This window comes from Aeromonas sp. FDAARGOS 1414, from assembly GCF_019047065.1.
GTDB lineage: Bacteria > Pseudomonadota > Gammaproteobacteria > Enterobacterales > Aeromonadaceae > Aeromonas > Aeromonas veronii_A.
On sequence record NZ_CP077210.1, the window covers coordinates 597097 to 621345 of the forward strand.

Here is a 24249-nt window from a genome sequence, read left to right on the forward strand (position 1 = left end):
ATAAGGAGTTAAAGGGTGTTTAGAGACCAGACCTCGCTGTTCTGGCTGGGATTGTTCCTCCTGTTCGTACTGCTTTCTCTTTCGCTCGCCACCGGTGCGGGTGTCTATGGTGCTCGCGAGGTACTCGGCTACCTGATGGGGGATGCCCGCTGGGCTGGAGACGAGAAGCTCGCCATGGTGCTCAATACCTTGCGACTGCCGCGCACCCTCTGCGCCATGGTGGTCGGCGCCTCTTTATCTCTGGCTGCCTCCTTGTTGCAGAGCGCGACCCGCAACCCACTGGCGGAGCCCGGCCTGCTCGGGGTCAACGCCGGGGCCGTCTTTGCGCTGGTGGTGGGGCTCACCTGGTTTGGGGTGGAGTCCGCCTACGGCTATCTGCTCTGGGCCGGACTCGGTGCGCTGCTCGGCAACGTGATTGTGCTGGGGCTCGGCATGATGATTGGCCGCTCCAACCCCCTCAAGCTGATTCTGGTAGGGGTGGCGCTCTCCGCCACCTTCGGCGGTCTCTCCAGCTTTCTGCTGCTCTCCAACAAGATGGTGCTGGAGCAGTACCGCTTCTGGAACCTCGGCTCCCTGTCGGCGGCCAATCTCGATGCCATCATTGCCGTACTGCCCTTCGTGCTGGCGGCGTTTGTCATCACCTTGCTGCTTTGTCGCCAGCTGACCCTGATGCAGATGGGGGACAGTCAGGCCCAGGCGCTGGGGATCCGCCCAAACCGGGTGCGAATTGGCGTGCTGCTGGCCGCCACCCTGTTTACCGCCAGTGCCATCGCCATCGCCGGCCCTATCGGCTTTGTCGGCTTTCTGGCCGCCTACTGTGGCCGATTGGTGGAGCCGGTGAAGCTGTCGGTGCAGGTCTGTTTCTCCGCCCTGTTCGGCATGCTGTTTCTACTGTTGGCCGACATTCTGGCGCGCTGGCTGATCCAGCCGTTCGAGCTGCCCAACGGGGTCATTCTGGCCCTGATCGGTGCACCTGTGCTGATCGCCATTGTTCATCGCGGGGGCTTTCGTACCCTGCTGACCGTCAAGTGAGGGGCTGATGCGCACACCTACCGATATGCTCTGCCTGCGAGCCGGCAACCGCTCTTTGCTGATCCATCTGCCGAGCTGGCGCTGGTTGGCGCTGCTGGCCGTGGCGCTGCTGGCGCTTGCTCTGCTGGCCCTGAGCGTTGGCGGCGGTAAGCTCGGCTTTGCCGGGGTGGTCAACACCCTGCTGGGGGAGGGGACGCGGCTTGAGCAGCTCACCCTGTTCAAGATCCGGCTGCCGCGCATCCTTGGGGTGGTGGTGGCGGGGGCCGCCATGGGGCTCTCCGGCTGTCTGGTGCAAACACTGGTGCGCAACCGGCTGGCCACACCCGACATGGTGGGAGTCAACAATGGGGCCTCTCTGGCCATCATCATCTTCTCCCTCTATCTGACCGTGGGCAGCTGGCCCTGGTGGGCGGCACCCATTGGCGCCATCTTCGCGGCGCTGGTGCTCTATGCTCTCTGCCGCAAACCGGGTGAGCAGGGCTATCTGTTCGTGGTGATCGGCATCGGCCTCTCCGAGCTGTTCGAGGCGCTCGGCCAGTTTGTGATGTCCACCCAGGCCCTGCTGCACCTGAGCTCTCTCTATCTGTGGAATATGGGCAGCTTTATCGCCGTGGGTTACAGCACCATCACCCCTATCGCCATCCTGTTGCTGGTGCTCTGCCCGTGGATCGTTTATCTCTCCCGCTCGCTGGCGGTGCTGCGCTTTGGTCCCGAGATGGCCAGAGGGCTTGGCGTCAACGGCGATCGGGTACAACTGGGCATTCTGGCCCAGGCCATTCTGGTGGCGGCGCTCGGCACCGCCATCGGCGGCCCCGTGGTCTTTATCGCCATGGCGGCCCCCATTCTTGCCTCCTGGCTGGTGAAAGACCGGGTGGTGCCGCTCTGGCTGGCGGCGCTTAGCGGCGCCCTGCTGCTGCTTGCCAGCGATACCTTGGTCCGGGTGCTGGCCAGCCCTCACGAGGTGGCGACCGGCATCATGACCCGCATTCTCGGCGGCCTGTTGCTGCTTTTTCTTCTTGTTAACGATCGCCAGAGGGCTGACTGATGACGCTCACCGTAAATCGCCTCCATTTCGCCTATCAGCAGACCCCCATTTTGCGGGACATCTCTTTCAGCGTGCCGAGAGGCAAGCTGGTGGGGATCGTCGGCCCAAACGGCTGCGGCAAATCGACACTGCTCAAGCTGCTATCCGGCCAGATGAAAGCCCAAAGCGGCGAGATCCTGCTCAAGGGCAAGCCGCTCGCCAGCTACCCCATGAAGGGGCTGGCGCGGGAGCTCGCCTACCTGCCCCAGCGGCCGACCCTGCCTGCCGGCATTCTGGTGGAGCAGTTGGTGCAGTATGGCCGCCACCCTCATCAGGGCTGGTTCAATCAGTGGGGTGAGGAGGATGCCCGCATGGTGCGTATTGCCTGCGAGCGGATGCAGCTTGAAAGCATCTGGCAGCAGAGCGCAGCGTCCCTCTCCGGCGGGCAGGCGCAGCGGGCCTGGCTTGCGATGATCCTGGCGCAGGACAGCGACATGGTGCTGCTCGACGAGCCCACCAGCGCCCTCGATATCGGTCACCAGACCGAGGTGATGGAGGCGATCCATCGCATCACCGCCGAGGGCAAAACCGTGCTGCTGGTGATCCACGATCTGGCGATGGCGGCCCGCTACTGTGACGAGTTGATCGCCATCGGCGAGGGGACCATTGCCGTTATGGGCCCGGCCCGGGAGGTGGTGACCAAGGATCTAATCGACCGGCTCTACCAGACCAGTGTCGACATTCTGCATGCCCCCGGCGACGGGGCGCCCATTATCGTGCCCCGTCGCCACGAACATGGCCGCACCCTGCGTTCGGCGAGTTGAGTCATATGGGCCTGCTCCGTGGGCCCACCGAGTGTATTCACGCGGCCGATTATCCGGGCCGTGCAACGAGAAGGAGTGAGATGATGAAGCGTTTTGCCGCCCTGGCAGCAGCCATCCTGATGCTGGCCGCGCCGCTGGTTCAGGCGCAGGAGATGCGTGAAGTGACTGATGCGTTTGGCCAGAAGGTGCAGGTGCCAGCCCAGCCAATGCGGGTGGTGGTGCTGAGCGAGCTCGAACTCGACAGCACCCTGACTCTGGGGCTGACCCCCATCGGCGCCGTCAATGGCCGTGGTCAGCCTACCTTGCCCCGCTACTTGCTGAACAAGGCGGATATGGGTATCCAGGTGATCGGCGATCTCGACAGCCCCAATCTGGAGTCGCTGATTGCGCTGGAGCCCGACCTTATCCTGACCGGCCAGACCCGTCCCGAGTTGCTGACCTTGCTGGGGGAGATCGCGCCGACCGTGGTGACCAGCAAGTGGGGTGAGCCTTGGCAGGATAGCTTCCGCCGCACCGCCCACACCCTCAACCGCGACCAGCAAGGGGATACTTTCTTGCTGCAGTATGCCGAGCGGCTGACTCAGGCCCGCAGCAAGCTGGCCAACCATCAGGGGGAGAGCATCAGCATAGTGCGCTGGAATCCCAAGGGGCCGAGCTTTATGTATCAGGGCACCTTTGCCAGCAGCGTAGTGGAGTCGATGGGGCTGGTACGCCCAAGCAAGCAGCAGGGTAGTGGCGCACCCCACTCACCGGCGCTGAGTCTTGAGTCCCTCAATTTGCTGGATGCCGACTGGCTGGTGATCGGTACCCTGAGCGCTACCGGTGATGCTGTCGATGCCATGCGTCAGGCGGAGCAGACCCCGGCGTTCCAGCAGTTGCCGGTGATCAAGGCCAAGCGCTTTGGTGCCGTGGACGGGTCGCTCTGGACCTCCAGCGGCGGCCCGCAGGCGGCATTACAGGTAATTGCAGATGTGGAGCAGTTGCTGGCAACCCGCAGCTGAACGAGCGCGTTATCTGAGGGATGAAATCTGTGCGAATGAACCACAGATAGAGTATCTATCTATCAGTGGTTCATTAATGTGGATGTTAATTTCTTTTATTGGCTCATTCGCAAAAGAGTGCTTTCGTTTATTGATTAATGTGTGAATTGCTGCACGTTCTGGGTACGAGCCTCGCGGTATGGCTTTTGTCGCCCCCGTTTTTCCGTATGGTATGAGCGTTTATTGGGTCAAGGGTTAATTGCTGCTTGTTCCCGTTAAGTGCTTGCTACCAAAGAGGAATCTAAATGAACGAGAGTCGACGTAGAGTCACCCTGGGGCTGTTGAGTACCCCCCTGGTCGCCACCCTCACCGGCTGCAACAGCAGCAATGACAGCCAGGGGAGTGCGGCGGATTTTCGCACCACCCTGACCGACCGGCTGAGCGCCGAGCTGCACGACGAGCAGACGGCCCGCCAGCTGGCCCCCTTCATCGAGGAGGCCTGCTTCAACATGACCCCGTCCCGGGTCGCCATCGACCAGGCCCACTGCGTCATCGCCTTTGCCTTCGGCAACCGCCCCAACGCCTCGGGCAACCCGGATGAACTGGCCGAGCCCGGCCCCATGAACGAGGCTCTGGCTGCCTGCTGTGCGGCCCTCTATCGGCAAAAGCCGGTGCCCATGTACGTGCAATGGGAGATTGCCCGCTTCCTCGACTCGGCCCGCTATTCGGACATTCCAGCCCGGGATGTCATCTCCATCGAGCCTTACTGGGATAATGAAGGCAAGCTGGTCTACCTCAGCACGGACGGCGTGGTGGAGGCCATCGTCAGGGATTATGCCGGCGGAGATGCCGCCGCCCTTGGCACGGCGGCCGTTATCGGTCACCGCGACCACGTCAAGCGCTGCATCATCACCTGCCGTGCCCGCAAGGTGGCGAGCCATGCCCCGGAGGGGATCGAACTGCCCGTCTGGTACGACGAGCAATCCGATCAACCCTGGACCCGTCGCCGCGACCTCTATGTGCTGCAGGATATCTCGGTTCAGTTGATGGGGGTGGCGCAGGCCAACATAGCCCAAGCCTATCCGAACGGCTGAGGAGGCCGCTCGGCGGATGGTGCAATAACAGAAAACGGCGGGATGATCCCGCCGTTTTTTTTTGAAATGACTCTGATTACTGTTTCTGGATAGTGGTTACGGTTAGCTTGCCGTCCGGGTTCTCGGCGTGAAAGCGCACCGCATCCCCCACCTTCAGATCCTTGAGCAGGGCCGGATCGGCCACCCGAAAGACCATGGTCATCGCCGGCATCTTGAGGTTGTCGATCGCCTCGTGCTTGATACCGACCTTGCCGTTGGCCGCGTCGATGCGGCTGATGACCCCCTGGGTCATCGCCATCTCGCCCATCTCGTTCATGCCTTCCATCTGGCTCATCTGGCCCATGTCGTGGCCGGCATGGTTCATCATCTCTTCGGCTTGCAGGTTGGTGTGGGTGGCAAGGCCAAGCAGCAGGGTCAGGGTCAGCGTCTTGTAGTTCATGGTGTTTCCTCGTCGTTGATTCAGATTCTTGGTTGTCAAAAAGGGCGCTGCCACCGGGTTAGCCGGCGGGTTGGTGCTCGGTCGCGCCCAGGTGCCGGCTGCGCCACAGGTAGTAGGCGGCGGGCAGCACCAAGAGGGTCAGCACCAGCGCGCTCACCATGCCGCCGATCATGGGGGCGGCGATGCGCTGCATCACCTCGGATCCGGTGCCGTGGCTCCACATGATGGGCAAGAGGCCAGCGATGATGGTGACCACCGTCATCATCTTGGGGCGTAGGCGCAGGGCGGCGCCGTGGATCACCGCCCGGTGCAGACCCGCCTTGTCCGGCTTGCCACTGGCCACCAGGTCATCCCAGGCATGGTTGAGGTAGACCAGCATCAAGACGCCGGTCTCTACCGCCACCCCCGCCAGAGCGATAAAGCCCACCCCGACCGCCACCGAGAGGTTGAAGTCGAGCAGCCAGAGGGTCCAGATCCCCCCCACCACCGCCAGCGGCAAGGTGGTGAGAATGAGCAGCACCTCCTGAACGCGGTGAAACGCCAGATAGAGCAGCAGCACGATAATGGCGACCGTCAGCGGCACCACGTAGGCGAGGCGCGCCTTGGCCCGTTCCATGTACTCGTATTGGCCAGACCAGGTGAGGGCGTAGCCCGCCGGCAGCACCAGCTGCTTGCCCACCTCGGCTTTGGCCTCATCGACGAAGGAGCCGATATCGCGGCCGCGAATATCGACGTAGACCCAGCCGTTGAGCCGCGCGTTTTCACTGCGCAGCATGGGGGCTTCATCGCTGATGTAGACCCGGGCTACATCCGCCAGCGCGATGCGAGCGCCACTTGGAGTGACCACCGGCAGCAGCTCCAAGCTGGCTACAGAATCGCGATAGCTCTGGGGGTAGCGCAGGTTGATGGGATAGCGTTCGCGCCCCTCGATGGTTTGGCCAACCTCCATGCCGCCCACTGCGGTGGCGAGCACCGCCTGTACATCGGCGATGTTGAGGCCATAGCGGGCCGCTTTGAGCCGGTCGATATCCACCTTGACGTAGCGGCCACCCGCCACCCGCTCGGCGTAGACCGATGAGGCGCCCTCCACCTTGCCAACGATCTGTTCGAGCTGTTGGCCGAGTTGCTGGATCACCTTGAGATCCGGCCCCGCTATCTTGATGCCGACCGGGGTCTTGATACCGGTGGCCAGCATGTCGATGCGGGTCTTGATGGGGGGCACCCAGGCGTTGGTGAGGCCGGGGAAGCGGATGAGGGAGTCGAGCTCCTCTTTCAGCTTCTCCGGGGTCATGCCGGGGCGCCACTGATCCCGGGGCTTGAGCTGGATGCTGGTCTCCATCATCACCAGATCGGCAGGGTCGGTGGCGGTTTCGGCGCGCCCCGCCTTGCCGAACACGTTCTGCACCTCGGGTACGGTACGAATGAGCTTGTCGGTCTGCTGCAAAATCTCCCGCGCCTTGCCCACCGAGATATTGGCTGCGGTGGTGGGCATATACATGATGTCCCCCTCATCGAGCGGCGGAATGAACTCGGAGCCCAGGTACTTGAGCGGCCAGAAGCCCGCCACCGTCACCACGGCGGCGATGGCCAGGGTGGTTTTCGGGCGGGCCAAGACGGCTTTGAGCAGCGGCACATAGCCCTGGCTCAGCCAGCGGTTCAGCGGGTTGGCCTGCTCCGCCAGTACCTTGCCACGGATGAAGTAACCCATGATCACCGGCACCAGCGTGATGGCGAGCGCGGCAGCCGCCGCCATGGCATAGGTCTTGGTGTAGGCGAGGGGATGGAACATCCTCCCCTCCTGCGCCTCCAGCGCAAATACCGGCAGGAAGCTGATGGTGATGATGAGCAGGGAGAAGAAGATGGCGGGCCCCACCTCGATGCTCGCCTCGGTGATGATGCGCCAGCGGTTCTTGTCGGTGAGCGCCTCCCGCTCCATGTGTTTGTGGACGTTCTCGATCATCACGATGGCGCCATCCACCATGGCGCCGATGGCGATGGCGATGCCCCCCAGCGACATGATGTTGGCGTTGATCCCCTGCAGATGCATCACGATAAAGGCCACCAGAATGGCGATGGGCAGGGTGATGACCACCACCAGTGACGAGCGCAGGTGGAACAGGAAGGCCAGACAGACCAGCACCACTACCGCGAACTCCTCCACCAGCTTGCCGGAGAGGTTATCGATGGCGCGCTGGATAAGGTCGGAGCGATCGTAGACGGTGACCACCTCCACCCCCTCCGGCAGGCTGCTCTTCAGCTGAGCGAGCCGCGCCTTGACCCCGTCGATGGTGTGCTGGGCATTCTCGCCATAGCGCATGACGATAATGCCGCCCACCACTTCCCCTTCGCCATTGAGCTCGGCCAGGCCGCGCCGGCTCTGGGGCCCGGTGACCACATCCGCCACGTCGCCCAGCAGCAGCGGGGCGCCGCGCACATTGGTGCCGAGCGGGATCTGCTTCAGATCCTCGACGCTTTTCAGATAGCCGTTGGAGCGCACCATGTACTCCGCTTCTGCCATCTCGATGACGGAAGCGCCGGTCTCCTGGTTGCCCTGCTTGATGGCGGTCTCGATTAGGGAGAGCGGGATGCCGTAGGCGCGCAGCTTGTCCGGGTCGACCCGCACCTGATACTGGCGCACCATGCCACCCACGGTGGCGACCTCTGAGACCCCTTCCACCGTCTGCAGCTCGTACTTGAGGAACCAGTTTTGCAGAGAGGTGAGCTCGCTGAGGTCATGCTTGCCGTTTTTGTCCACCAGCGCGTACTGATAGACCCAGCCCACCCCGGTGGCGTCCGGGCCGAGCTGGGGGCGGGCGGAGGCGGGCAGGTTGGGGGCCACCTGGCTCAAATACTCCAGCACCCGGGCGCGGGCCCAGTAGAGGTCGGTGTTGTCGTCAAACAACACATAGACGAAGGAGTCGCCGAAGAAGGAGTAGCCGCGCACCGTGGTCGCCCCCGGTACTGCCAGCATGGCGGTGGTGAGCGGGTAGGTCACCTGATCCTCCACCACCTGCGGAGCCTGGCCCGGATAGGAGGTCTTGATGATCACCTGCACGTCGGAGAGATCCGGCAGGGCGTCCACCGGGGTCTGTTTGACCGACCAGAGCCCCCAGGCGGTGAGCATGACGGTCAATAGCAGCACCAGAAAGCGGTTGCCGATGGACCAGCGAATAATCGACGGGATCATGATTGAACTCCTTTCTCACCAAGTACAGAGAGCGGAGAGCGGTTGCCTGCTAGGCAGCGAATTATGGCAGGGATCATGATTTCTTCTCCACCTCGGGCATCGCCATCTGATGTTGGCTATGGTCCATCCCTTCCATCTCATCTTTTGCCTGCTCCGGAGCGTGGCCGCTGGCCGGGGCCTTCTCCTGATGGATGTTGGTGATGCGGTACTCATCCCCCTCCTGCATTACCTGCAGGTGCAGGGTCTGCCCCTCGACCAGCTTGCTGATATCGACCCCGTCGGCGACGGTGAACTCCATCTCCATGGCGGGCCACTGCCACTCGGGGATGGGCTGGTGGGAGACCATCAGGGTACGTTTGGCCAGATCGATGCTTTCAACCTCGCCCTGAGTCCACACTTGGGCAGGGCGCACCGCCGTCATGCGCTGGAAGTCCGAATCGATGGCCGACTCGGAGTCGAGCAGGAACTGGGCAGAGCTGACGATGTTATCCCCAGCCTCTACCCCAGCCTTGATGGCCACCTTGTCGCCAAACTGGGGGCCGAGAGTGACGGCGACCGACTTGAAGTTGCCATCCCCCAACGCCAGCACCAGCCGATCCTGACTGCCGGTGCGGATCACCGCTTCGCTCGGCACCACCAATTGCGACTCTCCCTGCCCGGTGCGAATGCTCACCTTGGCAAACATATTGGGTTTCAAAAACTCGTCCGGGTTGTCAAAGCGCAGCCGCACCTTGAGGGTACGAGTAGCGGCATCGAGGGTCGGATAGAGGTAATCCACCTTACCTTGCCAACTGCGACCGGGGGCGTAGTCGAGAGTCATGGTGACCGGATCCCCTACCTTCAGCTGGGCGGCTTGACGCTCGAACACCTCGGCACTGACCCACACCTGCTTGAGGGTGCTGATGTTAAAGAGCGCCGCAGCGGGCTCAACATACTGGCCCTCGCGCACCTTGAGCTCGGAGACATAACCGCTGCTGGGGGCGTAAATGCTGATGGTTTCGCGCACCTGGCGGGTGCGCTTGAGGGCCGCAATCTGATCCGCCGGTACCTGCAGGGATTTGAGCTTGCCCTCGGCGGCGCGCAGCAGCAGCGGGTTGGCTGTGTTGAGGGCGAGCAGGTACTCGTGCTGGGCATTGACCAGATCCGGAGCGTAGAGCTCGTAAATCAGGCTCCCCTTGCTCACCTGCTGCCCCTCGCTCTTGATGGCGAGGGTGCGGATCCAGCCTGCCATGCGGGCGTTGACTGCCTCCAGCCTGTCCTCGTCATAACCGACATAGCCCACCGTCTCGATCTGCTGGTGAATAGGCAGCTTCTCCACTTTGGCCAGCCGCACCCCCAGGTTCTGCTGGATCTCGGGGCTGATGGTGACAGTGCCCGGTGAGCCGCCCTGTTTTTCCTCATAGACGGGGATAAAGTCCATCCCCATGTTGTCCTTGGCCGGGGCATTGCGCTTGTCGCGAGGATCCATGGGGTTGACCCAGTAAAGGGGCGTCTTCTCTTTGACACTGGCGCCATCGGAGGTCTGTTTGGCGGCCCAGTAGCCGCCACCAGCTCCAAGGGCAAGTAGCAGGGCCGACATCAGGACGGTCTTGTTCATGACTGGCCTCCTACGCGGATCTGCATGCAGAAAGTGCAGGAGGGTAATGCGCCCGCAAAGGCAGCAACCTTGGACGGTGAAAAGTGGGCTGGTGACATAATACGTCTTCTCTTTTGCAGGCCGCCGGTCGGGTGAGGTGCAAGGCATCACCCAAGGGATTGGCGGCAAACGGGGCGCAGCTGTATCAGCGCGCACGGCTCCCTGTTGCTGGCGGGGCCAGTCGTCACAGGGTCAGGCAAGGCAGCAGAAAACGGACAAGCCGAGGCTTGCCGCTGCCGCAAGAGAAGGACTTTCTAGTGGCGTAACACCGACAGCATCAGATGTCGGCGCGGCCAGGAGGGAGGGTGAGTACCGCGCGAGCGCAGGAAGGGATCCCGCAACCAGTTATCAAGCAGTGACGCTGCGACGTTGTTGCCAAGTAGCAGGGGAAAGAGCAGCAGAGCGACCAGTACCCCCAGCAAAGCCATCGCGCCGAAGGAGAGGGCATTGACTCCGGTCTGCATCTGGCACTCATCGCCCATGGCTGACCCATCGTCCCCCTGATGGCAGGAGAGGGCCATGGTATCGCTCGGGTGAGACATTGCGGGCATCGCATGAGAGCTCTCGCCATCCGCCATCGCCATGGATGAATCCAACATCACCATTGGCAGGGGGCTGCTTTGGGTCGTCTCGGAGGAGAGGGGAAAAGCATGCCAGCTGATGCAGAGGGTCAGATTGCACACGAGCAGCAGAGCCAGCAATAGCCGGGCTAGCAGGGCAGAGGGCAATCTTGTCGCAAGCTGGGTGAGTGACAATCCGGTCATCCTTCAGGATCTGGTATCCAGACTCTAAACCTTGCTTCTGGGAGAAGGTCAAGGCGAGGGCAGGCGCTGTTGTTGCAGATAGATGTCGCTGTATTTCTCCAGCAGCTGATCTATCCACTGCCTCATGCCCGGCGCTTGCAGCATGGGTTCCAGCTGTTCGAGGGTGCCAAGATGGGGAGATTGTAGTGAAACAGAAATATAGAGCTCACCGCGCTGCAGTGGCCACTGCAGATCAGCCATTCCGCTGCTCGGGTAATTTTCGCTCAAAAACAGACGGCCGGAAGAGCGGCCATAGGGAACGAAGTCGACTCGGTCACTGGCCAGCAGGCCAAATACCTGCTTGAGGGAGTTGACCCTGTAGATGCGGGTATTTGCTTGCAAAAAATCATCCATTTCGCTGCCAAGGCTGACGCCGATCATCATGGCTCCCCGCAGTCCGGTCAGATCCTCCCGTCGCTGCAGCAAGCGGCTGCCGGGTTGGCGTACGAACACCGCCATGTCATTGATGGCCATGGGTGTTCGGGTAAAGCGGGAGTAGTGTGCTCTCTCTTCGTTGCGCAACGCACAGATATTGATGTCGACCTCTCCTTTCGCCACTTTCTGCTGACAGCGGGCCCAGGGGCCCACATAGGAGAGATCCACATTGAAACCCAACCGTTGATAGAGGGTACTGACTACTTCGGCACAAACGCCGATGATCTTGCCATCGCTCAGCCAGTTCCAGGGGGGATAATCGTGATGACCACAGGCGGAGAGGGTAGTGGTCGTCAAGGTCGTCGCGAGCCAGAGCTGAGTCAGCATATCCGGATCCTGTGCAAAAAAGTCTCGATGTGTGTCATTGAAGCACACCGCAGACAAAAAAATACCCCCGCACGGGCGGGGGTAGTTTGTTATCGGTGGAACGCCCGTGGAGAGCGTTACGGCTTGGCGCGTTTTTCCGACCCTTTCATGATGAGGCGGAAGAAGAGCGGGATAAAGAAGATGGCGATAAAGGTGGCCGCCAGCATGCCGCCGATGACCGGCCAGCCGAGAGCGTGACGGCTTGCGGCACCGGCGCCGCTGGAGGTGACCAGCGGCACACAGCCGAGGATGAAGGCGAGCGAGGTCATCACGATGGGGCGAAAACGCAGGCGCGCCGCCTCCAGTGCCGACTCGATGAGGCTCATCCCCTCTTCGTGCTTCATCACCGCGAACTCCACAATCAGTATGGCGTTCTTGGCGGCAAGACCCACCAGGGTCACCAGCCCGATCTGGAAGTAGACGTTGTTGGTGAGTCCTACCAGCCAGGTGGCTAGCAGGGCGCCGAACAGGGCGAACGGTACGGCTGTGATCACCGCAAACGGCAGGCTCCAGCGTTCGTACTGGGCTGCCAGGATGAGGAAGATCATCACAATACCGAAGCCGAACGCCATGCCTGCGCTACCGGCAGAGGCCTTCTCCTGATAGGCGGAACCGGTCCACTCCAGCTTGGCATCGTTGCCAAGGGTGCTGTTGGCCACCTCTTCCAGTGCGGCGATCGCCTGACCCGAACTGTAGCCGGGTGCCGGCTGTGCCATGATCTTGGCTGCCTGGAAGATGTTGAAACGCTCTACCAGCTCGGGACCAGTGGCATCACGGACCGTCACCAGGCTGCTGAGCGGGATCATCTCGCCGGTGTTGGAGCGCACGTAGACGTTGCGGATATCGCTCTTCTTAGCGCGGTAGTCCGCTTCGGACTGCAACTGTACCCGGTAGGTTCGGCCAAACTGGTTGAAGTCGTTGACATAGACCTGACCGAAGGTGGCCTGCATGGTGTCGAATACCGCATTGATCGGCAGCCCCAGTGCCTTGGCTTTCTCGCGATCCAGGTCGAGATAGACCTGCGGCACATTGGCACGGAATGTGGATGTGACACTGGCAAACTCGGGGCGCTCCTTGGCGGCGGCGAGGAAGCGCTGTACTTCGCCCGAAAACTCCTGGGCACTGCCGGAACCCCGGTTTTGCAGGTAGCCTTCCAGTCCGCCGGTGGTGGACATCCCCTGGATGGGGGGCGGGTTGAAGGAGGCAACAAAGCCGTCAGCCAGCCCCATCAGGCTCATCCCCTGCAGAGTTTTGGCCAGATCGAAGGAGTCCTGGCCTGTCCCCTTGCGCTCGCTCCAGTCCTTCAGGGTAATGAACGTGAGACCGCTGTTGCTGATGATGGCGTTGGAGAGGATGTCGAAGCCCGAGAAGGTGATCACATCCTTCACATTGGGATTGGCCATGGCGAGCTTGTCGAACTGATCCGCCACTGCCTGTGTCCGGCTCATGGCGGCGGCATCCGGCAGCATGACGGCGGAGATGAGGTAGCCCTGATCTTCGTTCGGTACCAGCTCGCCCGGCACTTTCAGGAAGAGACCGTAGATGGAGAGCAACAGTACGGCGATGATGGCAAAAGCGACCCCCACCCGACGGTTCAGGAAGGCCACACCCCGTACATAGCCGCGGGTCAGCTGGTCAAATTTATCGTTGAACCAGACGAAGAAACGGGCCGGTTTGTGATGTCCCTCTTTCAGCAACACGGCGCACAAGGCCGGAGAGAGAGTCAGAGCCACCAGACCGGAGATGGCCACCGAGACCGCGACCGTGATGGCGAACTGCTTGTACATCACCCCTGTCATGCCACCCATAAAGGCGACCGGCAGGAACACGGCGCAAAGCACCAGCACGATGGCGACCACCGGACCTGAGACCTCCTGCATGGCGAGGATGGCAGCCTCTTTGGGCGAACATTTCTTCTCGCTCATGATCCGCTCGACGTTCTCGAGCACCACGATGGCGTCATCCACCACGATACCGATGGCGAGCACCATGCCGAACAGGGTCAGCAGGTTGATGGAGAAACCGAGCACCAGCATGCCGGCGAAGGTCCCGATGAGCGACACCGGCACCGCGATACAGGGGATCAGGGTGGCGCGGAAGTTCTGCAGGAACAGGTAGACTACCACGAACACCAGCACGATCGCCTCGAACAGGGTGTGTACCACCTCTTCGATGGAGATCTTCACAAACTCTGTGGTGTCGTAGGGGATCTGGTACTCGATATCCTGCGGAAAGCGCTCCTTGAGCCGCTCCATGGTGGTGTGCACCGCATCGGCGACTGCTACGGCGTTGGCACCGGGCTGCAGATAGGTAGCGATACCGATGGCCGGTTTGCCGTTGGCGCGGGCCACCAGATCATAATCCTTGCCCCCCAGCTCGACCCGGGCGACATCGCGGACCCGGATCTTGGAGCCATCGGGCATGGAGCGAACGATGATGTTCTGGAACTCTTTCACATCTTCAAGGCGACCCTTGGTCTGCACCGTGTAGGTGAAGTCGATGGGGGTCGAGGTGGGCTGAGCACCGATCTTGCCTGCCGCAAACTGGGTGTTCTGCTCGCGGATGGCGCTAATCACATCACTCGGGGTGAGTTCGAGCTGGGCCAGTCGATCCGGCCTGAGCCAGATACGCATGGCGTAGTCAGTACCGCCAAACAAGGTGGTATCACCGATGCCGGGAATCCGCTTGAGCTCGTCGATGATGTTGAGCAGGGCATAGTTTGACAGATAGGTGGTATCAAACGAGCCGTTCGGCGACTGGAGGGTGACCACCTGCAGGATGGAGGTCGACTTCTTCTTGACCGTTACCCCCTGCTTTTTCACCTCTTCCGGCAGCTGGGCCATGGCGGCCGATACCCGGTTGTTGACGTTGATGGTGGCCTGATCCGGATCTGTGCCGATCTCGAAGTAGACGTTGAGGTTCATCTGGCCGTTGGAGGCCGAACCCGATTGCATATAGATCATCCGCTCGACGCCGTTGATCTGCTGCTCCAGCGGTGCGGCGACAGTCTGGGAGATCACCTCCGGAGTGGCCCCCGGATAGAAAGCGGTCACCGAGACCACCGGCGGGGTGATCTGGGGGTACTGCTCGATGGGAAGCGAGCGCATTGCCGCCAATCCGCCCAGCACGATAATGATGGAAATCACGCTGGCGAAGATGGGACGCTCGATAAAAAACCTAGAAAACATACGAGCTCCTTACTTGGCCGCTGAGTGGCTGACCATCTTGGCGGTGATGGCTTTCATCTCGTCGGCAGAGACAGGTTTCACCACGCTGCCGGGGCGAGCCTTCATCAAGCCTTCGACGATGTAACGGTCACCGGCATTGAGGCCGCTGTCGATCAGCACCCCCTCGGAGACCACCGGGCCCAGTTTGACCGGACGGGGGATCACCTTGTTCTCGGCATCGACCACCATCACCATGCGGTCAGCCTGGGACTGGACGATAGCGCGGGGCGGCACCACGATGGCATTCTTGCGGGTGCCCAGATCGATGGTCATACGGACAAACTGGCCGGGCAGCAGCACGCCGTCCTTGTTATCGAAGATGGCGCGGGCACGGATGGTGCCGGTCTGGGGATCGACCCGGTTGTCGGAGAAGTTGAGCTTGCCCGCTTGTGGGTAGACAGAACCATCGGCCAGGCGGATATGGGTGCGCCAGTTGGTGGCGTCCTTGGCTTTAATGGTCCCTCTCTTGACCGAGTTCTCGAAATCGAGGCGATCCTGCTCCGAGTAGGAGAAGTTGACGTAGAGCGGATCAAACTGGGTGATGGTAGTGAGCAGGCCGTTGTCGCCACTGGTGGAGATAAGGCTCCCCTCGGACTGGGAGCTCTTGCTCGCCATGCCGTTGATGGGGGCAGTGACCTTGGTATAGCTGAGGTTGAGCTCGGCCTCCTTCACCTTGGCCTGAGCGGCCTGATGGCTGGCGATGGCCGCTTCATAGTTGGCGATGGTGTCGTCATAGTCCTTGCGGCTTACCACCTGGCGCTTGAAGAGGGGAATGATGCGATCCCGATCGGCGCGTGCCTTGTTGAGTCTGGCCTGCTCCTGGGCCAGGGTGCCTTTGGCCTGCTCCAGCGCCACCTTGTAGGGCTCGGGGTCGATCAGGAACAGTTGCTGGCCGGCGGTAACCGGTTGGCCTTCCACATAAGTGCGCTTGAGCAGGATGCCACTGACCCGGGAGCGCACATCGATCTCGCGAAAGCCGGCAGTTTCGCCAACCATCTCGGTGGTGAGCGGCACATCGGTCAGGGTCGCCTCGTTGACTACCACGGGCACGGCCGGCATGGTTTGCGCCGTCTGGTTTGTTTCCCCGCCACAGCCGGCCAGTGCACCGGCCAGCGTCAGAGCGAGCATCCCCTGTTTGAATAATCCTGCTCTGGTGTTTGGCTCCATCATCATTTCACTCCTGTTGGCCCGATTGCGGCCATCATGCACACCTTTTTTTTCGGCTGACGTGATTAACTTCATGATTACAAATTAACTCATTGGATTATTGAAGTTTTTCAATCATAGAGCATGAACATTGAACCCAAGCTGCTTGATCGAAAAAGTTCTCTCTGTTCTTCACAACAGAAGCCGTTCTGCTGCTGGAAAATGGAGTAAAGAGTATCATATGAGAACTAGATTGCCGACAGGATAGTGCGTGCGATGACAATAGTCAGGAGGAAAAAGGGGGATAATTGTAGCGGGCGAGAGGAGCCCTCGCCCGCACTCAATCAGGCGAAGCAGGCCCAGATGGGAGCGTGGTCGGAGGGTTTCTCGATGCCGCGCAGTTCATAGTCGATACCTGTCTCGGTCACGCTGTCCTTGAGGGCGTCGGAGGCCATGATGAGGTCGATGCGCAGGCCGCGATTCTCGTCAAAGCCCTTGGATCGGTAGTCAAACCAGGAGAAACGCTCGCACTCGGTAGGGTTGGCGGCGCGGAAGGTGTCGGTGAGACCGAACCCTTTCAGCCGCTCCATCCATTCGCGCTCGATGGGCAGGAAGGAGCACTTGCCATCCCGCAGCCAGCGCTTGCGGTTCGCTTCGCCGATACCGATGTCGAGATCGGTGGGGGAGATATTCATATCCCCGATCAGCACCAGCTGGTCGTCCGGCGTGTGATGAGTTTCGAGATAGTGCTGCAGATCCTCGTAGAACTTCTGCTTGGCCGGGAACTTGGTCTCGTGATCCTGGCTTTCACCCTGCGGGAAGTAGCCGTTCATCACCTTGATGAGAGAGCCGTCTTCGCGCTCGAAGGTCGCCATGATCATCCGGCGCTGGGCCTCTTCGTCATCGGTGGGGAAGCCTTTCTCCACCTTGACCGGCTTCTGCTTGCTCATGATGGCGACCCCATAGTGGGCCTTCTGGCCGTGAAACTCCACGTGATAGCCCATGGCCTCCACATCGGCCAGCGGGAAAGCCTCGTCGTGTACCTTGATCTCCTGCAGGCCGATCACATCGGGTTGGTGCTTGTCGATGATGGCTTGCAGCTGGTGCAGGCGGGCGCGCAGGCCGTTGATATTGAAAGAGATGATCTTCATGTCCGGGATGCTCATGTCATTTTTATAAGTGGCTATTGGACTAGGAATCGGCGGTGGATGCAAGTTCGGGGCGCGGGTCAGCACCAGTGGCCGACCCGCTTGGCAGGGAGAGGCGTCAGCGGGTCATCTTTTTGACGAATACCACCACAAACAGCGCCAGCGTGAAGCTGCCGGTAAAGGCTTCGAAGGCGGCAAAGATCCTGGAGAGCCCGACCGGAGTGAAGTCGCCGTACCCCAACGTGGTGAAGGTGACCACGCTGTAGTAGAGGCATTCGAGCAGGAAGATGGCGTTCTCTTCAAGGGGCGCCTCTGGTCGATAGATAAGGTAGTTACCCGCGAAGTTGAGGCCGCAGAAGAAGTAAAAAATGCTGCAGATAAAGATGAGCAGCAGAGAGAAGAGCACCACCCTCATCGGGGCCTCGCCATAGCCGCAGAAGAGATCGACCACCCAGGAGGTAAAACGCTGGGTCGACCAGAACGGCAGTTGCAGGCGGCGCATGGTGAGCTCCTGCTGGATATAGTTGCCGGACATGGTGAAGATCCCCTGCGCCTCGGAGGCTTTGCGCAGATCCCGGTAGGTCTCTTCCGCCTCCTTGAACCAGATGCGCGCCTGTTTGGGATCCCGTTCGCGGCGCCCCTTGCGATCCTGCATCACCCGTTTGCCGGTCTGCATGTTGTCGAGCCGGGTGTTGTGCCAGCGGATGCCGAGCAGGTTGACGTCATCGAGGGTGGCGCACTGGAGGTTGGCATCACTGAGATCGGCTTTCATCAGGCTGCCGCCCTTCATGCGCAGGCCGTAGAGGTGACCACCGCGCAGGTTGGCGCGATAGAGGTTGCACTGCTCCAGCAAAAATCCCTGATCGGACTCCTTGTTGACCAGATTGAGGCCCGCCAGATTGGCCCGTGACAGCTGCAGGCCGTGGCAGAGTCCGCCAGCGCGAACGTACTGTTCAAGCGCCTCGGCGGTGTGGGCTTCCTGATGGGTATGGTGGGGATCATGCCAGTGGCAGAGATCGTGCTCGCCAGCCTCTTCACTGCAGTGGCGGCCATCGGCCACCAGATAACGACACATCGCCATCTTCGTTTCCCTCGCATTGCCGAACTGGTTTCAGCATAGGCGGGGAAAGGGGGGCGCGGCGGCGTCTTAGCTGAACTGGTTGAACTCCTGGCGCAGCTTGCGAAAACGCTCCTGCTGGGCCGGGTTGAGGGGGATGCCGTCGAGCACCTCCAGGGTCTCCTTGCATTCGGCACCAAACTCCGGGCTCTTGCGGTTTTTCTGCATCAGTTGCAGCAACACCTGGATCTTGTTGAGGGCGGCACCGGTATTGGCGGGCGCGCGGCGCAGGGCCTCGCGGAAGTGACCGAGTGCCTGTTCAAGCTCCCCGGCCTGATAGGCTTTGATCCCCAGATCGTTGAGCTGCTGGTAGCGCTGACGCCGCTCCAGTACCGTCTTGTCATCCCGGGTTGCCTGAATACAGGTGGTGAGCAGCCGGTCTTCGTCCTCCGCCAGCAGGCTCTGCAGGCTCTCGGCGTACTCAAACTCGCCGAGCTGATAGAGAGCGAGGATGGTTTCGCCAAGCAGGGCGGGGGGCATGGTGGCCGGTTCGTCGAGCCAGTTCTGGTTGGCGCGATAGAGCATCTTCTTGCCCTTGAGCAGCTCGCCCAGCGCGATCTGTACCCGAGCCTGACAGATCTGCTCGAACACCGGGTAGTTGAACTCCGACATCATCAACGAATCGCGGATGCGCGACAGGGCCGAATTGACCTGCTTTTGCAGGTTGGCGATGTGGTAGCTGTCGTTGCTGTTGAGGGCGTAGAGGGTCAGGGTCTGGATATAGGCCCCCAGATAGTGGGGGGTGCGGTGAATGGAGTTGCGGGACAGGTCGATCAGCGACAGCAACACATCCTTGGCCTGGGCATAGTCGTGGCGCAGCAGGCACACCTCCGCCAGTCGGCGGGAGAGTTGCACCGACTGGGGGGAGATGTCCACCGCCCGCCTGAGCTCTTGCTGCGCCTGCTCGTCATTGCCGAGGGCGAGTTGGGATTCCGCCAGCCAGAGGTGAGCTTCCACCATCAGCGGGGTATTTTTGAGGGTCGCCTGCAGATGGCTGACTGCCTCTTCATGGAGCCCCAGAGTGTTGCACGCCTTGCCCAGCGTCAGGCGGGCCCAGCTGTTCTCCTGGCCGGCCAGCAGCTGGCGCATCAAGGCGCGAGCCTCCTGTGCTTCACCCAACTTGAGGTGGGTATCGGCCTGCAAGCAGCGGCAGTAGTTGGCAAAACGGGGCACCGCATCGGCTCGCTCGGCACAGGCGGTAATGAGAGCCTGGAAGTTGTTGTCGGCCAGGGCGGTGAATACCGGTGCCAGGGCATGACGCCGGGCGAGGGCGCGTCTGAGGCGAAACGAGAACTGCTCCTGGGAGAAGGGCTTCATCAGGTACTCGTCGGGCTCGGCCTCCAGCGCACTCAGCACCATGGCGCGGGAGCTGTCGCTGCTCACCATGATCACCACGCTCTGGGGCGGGATCAGGCTCTGGTCGCGCAGACTCTCCAGCAACTGGCGGCCATTTTCGCCGACCCCCAGATCGTAATCAATGAGATAGATGTCGAAGCTGCCCTTCTGGCAGCGACGCCGTGCATCCTCGGCGGTATTGGAGTAGGTGATGTTGCTGATACCCAGATTGATCAGCATCGCCTTCATCATCACCTGAAACGAGCGCTGCTCATTGACCATCAGAATGCGTTGTGGCTTGGTAGGGCTCTTCTTTTCTGACGCGTTTTCCGGTGTCTGCATTGTTCTGGGTCGAGGCGCTACGGGTTGATGGGAGAAAGTGTGCCACCAAAGCGTGTCAAGTGGCAATCAATGTGCTTTTGTCACGCAACTTCCAGTTTCCATGTCACGCTCTGTGCCTGGTGGCCAGGGCGATGTGGTTGATCCATATCAAATAAAGCTCAGATGGGGTGGCAGCACGCGGCACACTTTTTAGACTGATAGAGGGGGCAAAGACAAGCCTCGGTCACATATAGGCCCCATCAGGCAGGTATCAGGGCCTGCCTCTGTCAGTCCATGAATCACGGAGGGATCAGAGATGAGTTTGCTACCAAGCCGTACCAGTCTGTTCGATGACCTGTTTCGCGATATGGCGTCCGGCTTCTATATTCGCCCCTTGCACGGGGACCCCTTGCCGAGCCAGATCAGGCTGGATTTGAAGGAGAGTGATGGCAACTATGTGCTGCAAGCCGAGTTGCCGGGGGTTGCCAAAGAGGACATCCATGTGGATATCCATGGTAAACAGGTGACGCTGAAAGCGGAGATCCGCCAGTTTGACAGCCAGAACAAGGATGAGCGAACACTGCGCAGTGAACGCTATTTTGGCAGTGTTTCACGCACTCTGGAGTTGCCGGTCGAGGTGGCGCTGGACAAGGTCAGCGCCAGGTTCGAGAACGGTATCCTCACGTTGCAACTGCCCAAGCAGGTGGAAACGCCAGCCCCTCACCGGGTGACCATCGAATAGCCCGTGACAAGTTCATCATCAACCGTAATGAGAAGGCCCCGTTATCGGGGCCTTCTGTTTATCAGTGCTTTTCTGTCGGTTGCTTCGCCAGATAGTGGGCGAATTGGGGCGTGTACTTGGCCTTGAACCCCTGTTCGGTCTTGATGATGAGATAGACCGCCAGCTGGTGCTGTTTGGCAAATGCCATCCCCGCTTCAGGCCCCATCACCATCAGCGCGGTATCGAGAGCATCGGCCTCCAGCGCGGTCGGGGTGATGACGCTGGCGGAGACCAGCTTGTGGGTGACCGGCTGGCCAGTGGCGGGGTCGATGATATGGGAGTAACGCTGGCCATCCAGTTCGTAGTAGTTGCGATAGCTGCCCGCGGTGCTGAGCGCCATGCCGTTGGGGATGACGATATCGGAGAAGGCCCCCGGCTGATCGGAGGGTTCGACGATGGCCACTTTCCATGGCGAGCCCTTGCTGTTGTTGCCCTTGCTGCGCACCGCACCGGCCACTTCGATCAGGTAGTTGTGTACCCCCTTGCCTTCGAGCAGGGCGGCAATCTCGTCAGAGGCGGCCCCCTCGCCGAGAGTGGAGAGGTCGAGATAGAGATCCGGGATCGTTTTTTCGAGCAGGAAGTGATCCCCCTGCGGGGTCAGGGTCAGCTTGTCGATCCCCACCTTGTGGCGGGCGGCGGCGATGGCCGCCTCATCGGGCCGCTTGACCGGCCGTTTGTCCGGGCCAAAGCCCCACAGATTGACCAGAGGCCCCACGGTCACATCCAGCTTGCCGTCGGTCAGTTTACCGGCATCAATCCCCTGCTGGACTATGATGGCCATGGCGGGCGGGATGGCAAACGGGGTGTTGGCGGGCCCTTGATTGAAACGGGAGATGAGCGAGCCCGGATCGTAGGTGGAGATCTCCTTGTTCATCCGGGCCAGCAGGCTCTCAACATCGCTTTTGAGGGCGGGCTCCCCACCGGGATAGCTATCGCTCAGGGTCACCACATAGTAGGTGCCCATGGTCTTGCCCTGAATACGGGTCTGGGCAGGCGGGGTGGGCTGGCAGCCGGCCAGCGTCAGCAGCAGGGTCAGCAGCAGGCCGCGCAGGGCCGCCACGGGGGTTATCGCAATCATCCGGCGCTCTCATCTGGAGAAGGTTCATATCGGGGCGCTAGCTTAGCCAAGGGGCGCCCGCCGGGCGAGCCCTGATAGGGGCAATCGGAGGGAAAAGGGCAGAAAAAATTAAACAGGTTTGAACCTGTGGCGGGAGCGGGTCGTATCGTCCATCCGTGAGGGAGAGAGTGGCGAGTAGAGCACCGTCTGGTGACCTGACCCGCAGCTTTGGTCAAAAGCCATAGCCGATTGAAGACAATTGAGTAAAATGAAGGTCGATTTAGACGGCATCTTTGCGAAGCGTTCACCGCATCCGCCAAGTCGTTGCCATCCATTGCCAATCAAAGGAGAAGATGATGAAAAAGGCGATTACCCTGCTGTTTCTGAGTACCCTGGCTGCCCCCGTGCTTGCGGATGAGTGTGCACTGGTCATCGAAGGCAATGATGCCATGCAGTACAACCTCAAAGAGATGAGCGTGCCGGCCACCTGCAAGGAGGTGACGGTCACCCTGAACCACACCGGCAAGCTGCCTGTGACCGCCATGGGTCACAACTGGGTGCTGGCCAGCACCGCCGACTATCAGACCGTGGCGACTGCCGGGATGAGCGCCGGGGCCGAGAACGGTTATCTGCCCAAGGATGATCCCCGTGTACTGGCTCACACCAAGCTGATCGGCGGCGGCGAGAGCAGCAGCGTCACTTTCAAGACCGACGGTCTGGCGGGCAAGGATCTCACCTTCTTCTGCTCCTTCCCCGGCCACTTCGCCATGATGAAGGGCTCCTTCAAGGTCAACTAAGGTGCTGACCGGCACGAGCCGGTTGCCTCAATAGCAAAAGCCGGGATTTCCCGGCTTTTTCATCTCTGCTGTTTGTGTGTGGCGTGGCATGACTGCACACCGCCGACTTTTGCGCTATTTGGCCTGCAGGGTAAAGAAGGCGATGGTGGTCTTCTTCTGGCATTCGAAGTGAATGCTCTCTTCACCGGTCACCACCAGCGTCTCGTTGATGGCCACCTCTTTGCCCTGCACGGTCAGCTGGCCGCTCAGCAGGTGACAGAGGTAGGTCTTCCCTAGCTCGAGGGTCAGGGTCAGCGGGAAGGGGAGATTCAGCACCCGCACGTTGGCGCTGATGCGAGCCGGATGGTAGATAAGCCCCAGATCGGTCACCTCTTTTTTCAGCAACTCGCAGTGGATCTCCTCGTCGCCGCTAAAATGCGCCGCCTCGAAGGTGGCGTAGGGGTGGCCGTTGAGCACAAAGCCAGCCCCGCTCACCGGCAGCAAAATGCGCTGATAGCCGGGAAAGGGGGAGAAGGGGCCCGCGCTCTTGATGGGGGCCGAGCTCAGTCGATAGTCAAAGTCGAGTTTGGCAAGGCTGCTCCCCTTGGGGGAGATGAGGATCTGGCTGGTGGTGCCCTGCTGGTTTTTCCAGGGCATCTTCTGGTGGTCAGACTCTTTAATCAGGGTGATCACGGGCACTTCCTCACGATAAAAAAACGCAGGGAGCCGGGGACATCAGCCCCGGCTCCCTGATAGAGATGGGTGATGGTAAAGGCGATCAGCCCTGACCATCCAGTGCTGCCAGCCGCGCTTCCATGGCGGCGAGACGGCTCTTGAGCTCGTTTACCTCCTGCTCCAGCTCGCTCAGACGGTCGGCGGCAGGGGAGGCATAGGCAGCCGCAGGGGCGGCATCCATCATCGTCTGAATATCCACCTCACCGCTGAACAGGTGGGCGTAGCGGGATTCGCGCTTGCCCGGCTCGCGCGGCAGCTTGACCACGTAGGGGCCACGCTCGATGAGCTGGGTCAGCACCGCATCTACCTCGGTGACATCATCGAAGCTGCAGAGGCGGTTGGTGCGCGAGCGCAGCTCCCCTGGGGTTTGCGGGCCGCGCAGCAGCAGTTCGCAGACGATGCCAAGCTCCTGGGCACTGAATTTCAGCTCGCCAAATTCGGTGTTGCAGAATCTGTGCTGGTAGCGGGGCACCCGGGCGTTGAAGCCTGCAGTGTTGACCACCAGCCGCTTGCGGATCAGCTCGTCCACCACGGCGCGGATATCGAGCTCGGAGAGATCCAGCACCGGCTCGCGGTTGCTCTTCTGGTTGCAGGCGTTGACCAGTGCATTAAGGGAGAGGGGATATTGATCCGGGGTGCAGATCTCTTTTTCAATCAGACAGCCGATGACGCGGGCTTCCAGTGGGCCAAGTACTAACTCCATTTCCTACTCCCTTCCAAATCGAGACATCAAGAGCCCCTATCTTAGTCATGGTCCGCGCCGCGTCTAGCGTTGCGCGCCATTTT

20 protein-coding genes are annotated in these 24249 nt (G+C 60.9%); 7 read left to right on the forward strand and 13 right to left on the reverse strand.

The genetic code is table 11. The annotated features are described in order from the left end of the window. Window positions 1-15: 15 nt before the first annotated feature. The 5 genes from I6L44_RS02720 to I6L44_RS02740 all read left to right on the forward strand — a co-directional run bounded on the left by I6L44_RS02720 (window position 16) and on the right by I6L44_RS02740 (window position 4954). Window positions 16-1032 carry an iron ABC transporter permease gene (locus tag I6L44_RS02720; RefSeq protein ID WP_019446608.1) on the forward strand — a complete coding sequence of 339 codons (1017 nt, stop codon included), beginning with the start codon at window positions 16-18 and terminating at the stop codon, window positions 1030-1032. A gap of 7 nt (window positions 1033-1039) precedes the next feature. Next, a complete protein-coding gene (locus I6L44_RS02725) occupies window positions 1040-2077 on the forward strand; it encodes an iron chelate uptake ABC transporter family permease subunit (protein WP_216953222.1) in 1038 nt (345 codons plus the stop codon). Next, on the forward strand, window positions 2077-2880 hold the full coding sequence (locus tag I6L44_RS02730) for an ABC transporter ATP-binding protein (protein ID WP_216953223.1): 804 nt from the start codon (window positions 2077-2079) through the stop codon (window positions 2878-2880). Before I6L44_RS02725 ends, I6L44_RS02730 begins: the two co-directional genes overlap by 1 nt. An 83-nt stretch (window positions 2881-2963) precedes the next feature. After that, window positions 2964-3881, forward strand: a complete 918-nt coding sequence (locus tag I6L44_RS02735; RefSeq protein WP_216954332.1) for an iron-siderophore ABC transporter substrate-binding protein — start codon at window positions 2964-2966, stop codon at window positions 3879-3881. A 284-nt stretch (window positions 3882-4165) separates the two neighbouring features. After that, the gene (locus tag I6L44_RS02740) at window positions 4166-4954 is read left to right on the forward strand and encodes a hypothetical protein (RefSeq protein ID WP_216953224.1); all 789 of its coding nucleotides are present in this window, start codon (window positions 4166-4168) and stop codon (window positions 4952-4954) included. A gap of 76 nt (window positions 4955-5030) precedes the next feature. On the opposite strand, the gene I6L44_RS02745 is transcribed toward I6L44_RS02740, so the two are convergent. The 10 genes from I6L44_RS02745 to I6L44_RS02790 all read right to left on the reverse strand — a co-directional run bounded on the left by I6L44_RS02745 (window position 5031) and on the right by I6L44_RS02790 (window position 20135). Beyond that, window positions 5031-5393 carry a copper-binding protein gene (locus I6L44_RS02745; protein ID WP_216953225.1) on the reverse strand — a complete coding sequence of 121 codons (363 nt, stop codon included), beginning with the start codon at window positions 5391-5393 and terminating at the stop codon, window positions 5031-5033. A gap of 58 nt (window positions 5394-5451) precedes the next feature. After that, window positions 5452-8580, reverse strand: coding sequence for an efflux RND transporter permease subunit (locus I6L44_RS02750; protein WP_216953226.1), 3129 nt, complete (start codon window positions 8578-8580; stop codon window positions 5452-5454). Window positions 8581-8653: 73 nt separating this feature from the next. Next, window positions 8654-10177: an efflux RND transporter periplasmic adaptor subunit gene (locus I6L44_RS02755; protein ID WP_216953227.1), complete on the reverse strand. Its 1524-nt coding sequence runs from the start codon at window positions 10175-10177 to the stop codon at window positions 8654-8656. Window positions 10178-10470: 293 nt separating this feature from the next. Further along, entirely contained in the window at window positions 10471-10971 is a 501-nt protein-coding gene (locus I6L44_RS02760) for a hypothetical protein (RefSeq protein ID WP_216953228.1), read from the reverse strand. A 57-nt stretch (window positions 10972-11028) separates the two neighbouring features. Continuing rightward, window positions 11029-11781 (reverse strand): ABC transporter substrate-binding protein, encoded by a 753-nt coding sequence (locus I6L44_RS02765; protein ID WP_216953229.1) that lies wholly within the window; start codon window positions 11779-11781, stop codon window positions 11029-11031. Window positions 11782-11897: 116 nt separating this feature from the next. Beyond that, window positions 11898-15008 carry an efflux RND transporter permease subunit gene (locus tag I6L44_RS02770; RefSeq protein WP_100645526.1) on the reverse strand — a complete coding sequence of 1037 codons (3111 nt, stop codon included), beginning with the start codon at window positions 15006-15008 and terminating at the stop codon, window positions 11898-11900. Window positions 15009-15017: 9 nt separating this feature from the next. After that, window positions 15018-16220: an efflux RND transporter periplasmic adaptor subunit gene (locus I6L44_RS02775; protein WP_216953230.1), complete on the reverse strand. Its 1203-nt coding sequence runs from the start codon at window positions 16218-16220 to the stop codon at window positions 15018-15020. Window positions 16221-16537: 317 nt separating this feature from the next. Then, window positions 16538-17344: an exodeoxyribonuclease III gene (gene xthA, locus I6L44_RS02780; RefSeq protein WP_100653387.1), complete on the reverse strand. Its 807-nt coding sequence runs from the start codon at window positions 17342-17344 to the stop codon at window positions 16538-16540. Window positions 17345-17459: 115 nt separating this feature from the next. Further along, a complete protein-coding gene (locus I6L44_RS02785; RefSeq protein WP_201937181.1) occupies window positions 17460-18422 on the reverse strand; it encodes an ion channel in 963 nt (320 codons plus the stop codon). Between the two features lie 66 nt (window positions 18423-18488). After that, a complete protein-coding gene (locus I6L44_RS02790) occupies window positions 18489-20135 on the reverse strand; it encodes a tetratricopeptide repeat-containing response regulator (protein ID WP_216953231.1) in 1647 nt (548 codons plus the stop codon). Window positions 20136-20430: 295 nt separating this feature from the next. On the opposite strand from I6L44_RS02790, the gene I6L44_RS02795 reads away from it, so the two are divergent. Then, the gene (locus I6L44_RS02795) at window positions 20431-20856 is read left to right on the forward strand and encodes an Hsp20/alpha crystallin family protein (protein WP_103250619.1); all 426 of its coding nucleotides are present in this window, start codon (window positions 20431-20433) and stop codon (window positions 20854-20856) included. A 61-nt stretch (window positions 20857-20917) separates the two neighbouring features. Here I6L44_RS02795 and I6L44_RS02800 read toward each other — a convergent pair whose 3' ends face one another. Continuing rightward, on the reverse strand, window positions 20918-21973 hold the full coding sequence (locus I6L44_RS02800; RefSeq protein WP_216953232.1) for an FAD:protein FMN transferase: 1056 nt from the start codon (window positions 21971-21973) through the stop codon (window positions 20918-20920). Between the two features lie 335 nt (window positions 21974-22308). Here I6L44_RS02800 and azu point away from each other — a divergent pair, with 335 nt between their 5' ends. Beyond that, window positions 22309-22749, forward strand: coding sequence for an azurin (gene azu / locus I6L44_RS02805; RefSeq protein WP_005337768.1), 441 nt, complete (start codon window positions 22309-22311; stop codon window positions 22747-22749). Window positions 22750-22863: 114 nt separating this feature from the next. Here azu and I6L44_RS02810 read toward each other — a convergent pair whose 3' ends face one another. Both I6L44_RS02810 and I6L44_RS02815 read right to left on the reverse strand, forming a co-directional pair. Then, a complete protein-coding gene (locus I6L44_RS02810; RefSeq protein ID WP_216953233.1) occupies window positions 22864-23421 on the reverse strand; it encodes a HutD family protein in 558 nt (185 codons plus the stop codon). Between the two features lie 85 nt (window positions 23422-23506). Continuing rightward, window positions 23507-24166, reverse strand: coding sequence for a YceH family protein (locus I6L44_RS02815; protein WP_216953234.1), 660 nt, complete (start codon window positions 24164-24166; stop codon window positions 23507-23509). Window positions 24167-24249 lie beyond the last annotated feature (83 nt).

Coding starts and splice junctions, on each gene's coding strand:
- I6L44_RS02725 (WP_216953222.1), top strand. CDS start 1,040: ATGCGCACACCTACCGATATGCTCTGCCTGCGAGCCGGCAACCGCTCT.
- I6L44_RS02755 (WP_216953227.1), bottom strand. CDS start 10,177: ATGAACAAGACCGTCCTGATGTCGGCCCTGCTACTTGCCCTTGGAGCT.
- xthA (WP_100653387.1), bottom strand. CDS start 17,344: ATGAAGATCATCTCTTTCAATATCAACGGCCTGCGCGCCCGCCTGCAC.
- I6L44_RS02775 (WP_216953230.1), bottom strand. CDS start 16,220: ATGATGATGGAGCCAAACACCAGAGCAGGATTATTCAAACAGGGGATG.
- I6L44_RS02765 (WP_216953229.1), bottom strand. CDS start 11,781: ATGCTGACTCAGCTCTGGCTCGCGACGACCTTGACGACCACTACCCTC.
- I6L44_RS02770 (WP_100645526.1), bottom strand. CDS start 15,008: ATGTTTTCTAGGTTTTTTATCGAGCGTCCCATCTTCGCCAGCGTGATT.
- I6L44_RS02815 (WP_216953234.1), bottom strand. CDS start 24,166: ATGGAGTTAGTACTTGGCCCACTGGAAGCCCGCGTCATCGGCTGTCTG.
- I6L44_RS02795 (WP_103250619.1), top strand. CDS start 20,431: ATGAGTTTGCTACCAAGCCGTACCAGTCTGTTCGATGACCTGTTTCGC.
- I6L44_RS02730 (WP_216953223.1), top strand. CDS start 2,077: ATGACGCTCACCGTAAATCGCCTCCATTTCGCCTATCAGCAGACCCCC.
- I6L44_RS02790 (WP_216953231.1), bottom strand. CDS start 20,135: ATGCAGACACCGGAAAACGCGTCAGAAAAGAAGAGCCCTACCAAGCCA.
- I6L44_RS02750 (WP_216953226.1), bottom strand. CDS start 8,580: ATGATCCCGTCGATTATTCGCTGGTCCATCGGCAACCGCTTTCTGGTG.
- I6L44_RS02735 (WP_216954332.1), top strand. CDS start 2,964: ATGAAGCGTTTTGCCGCCCTGGCAGCAGCCATCCTGATGCTGGCCGCG.
- I6L44_RS02785 (WP_201937181.1), bottom strand. CDS start 18,422: ATGGCGATGTGTCGTTATCTGGTGGCCGATGGCCGCCACTGCAGTGAA.
- I6L44_RS02740 (WP_216953224.1), top strand. CDS start 4,166: ATGAACGAGAGTCGACGTAGAGTCACCCTGGGGCTGTTGAGTACCCCC.
- azu (WP_005337768.1), top strand. CDS start 22,309: ATGAAAAAGGCGATTACCCTGCTGTTTCTGAGTACCCTGGCTGCCCCC.
- I6L44_RS02745 (WP_216953225.1), bottom strand. CDS start 5,393: ATGAACTACAAGACGCTGACCCTGACCCTGCTGCTTGGCCTTGCCACC.
- I6L44_RS02800 (WP_216953232.1), bottom strand. CDS start 21,973: ATGATTGCGATAACCCCCGTGGCGGCCCTGCGCGGCCTGCTGCTGACC.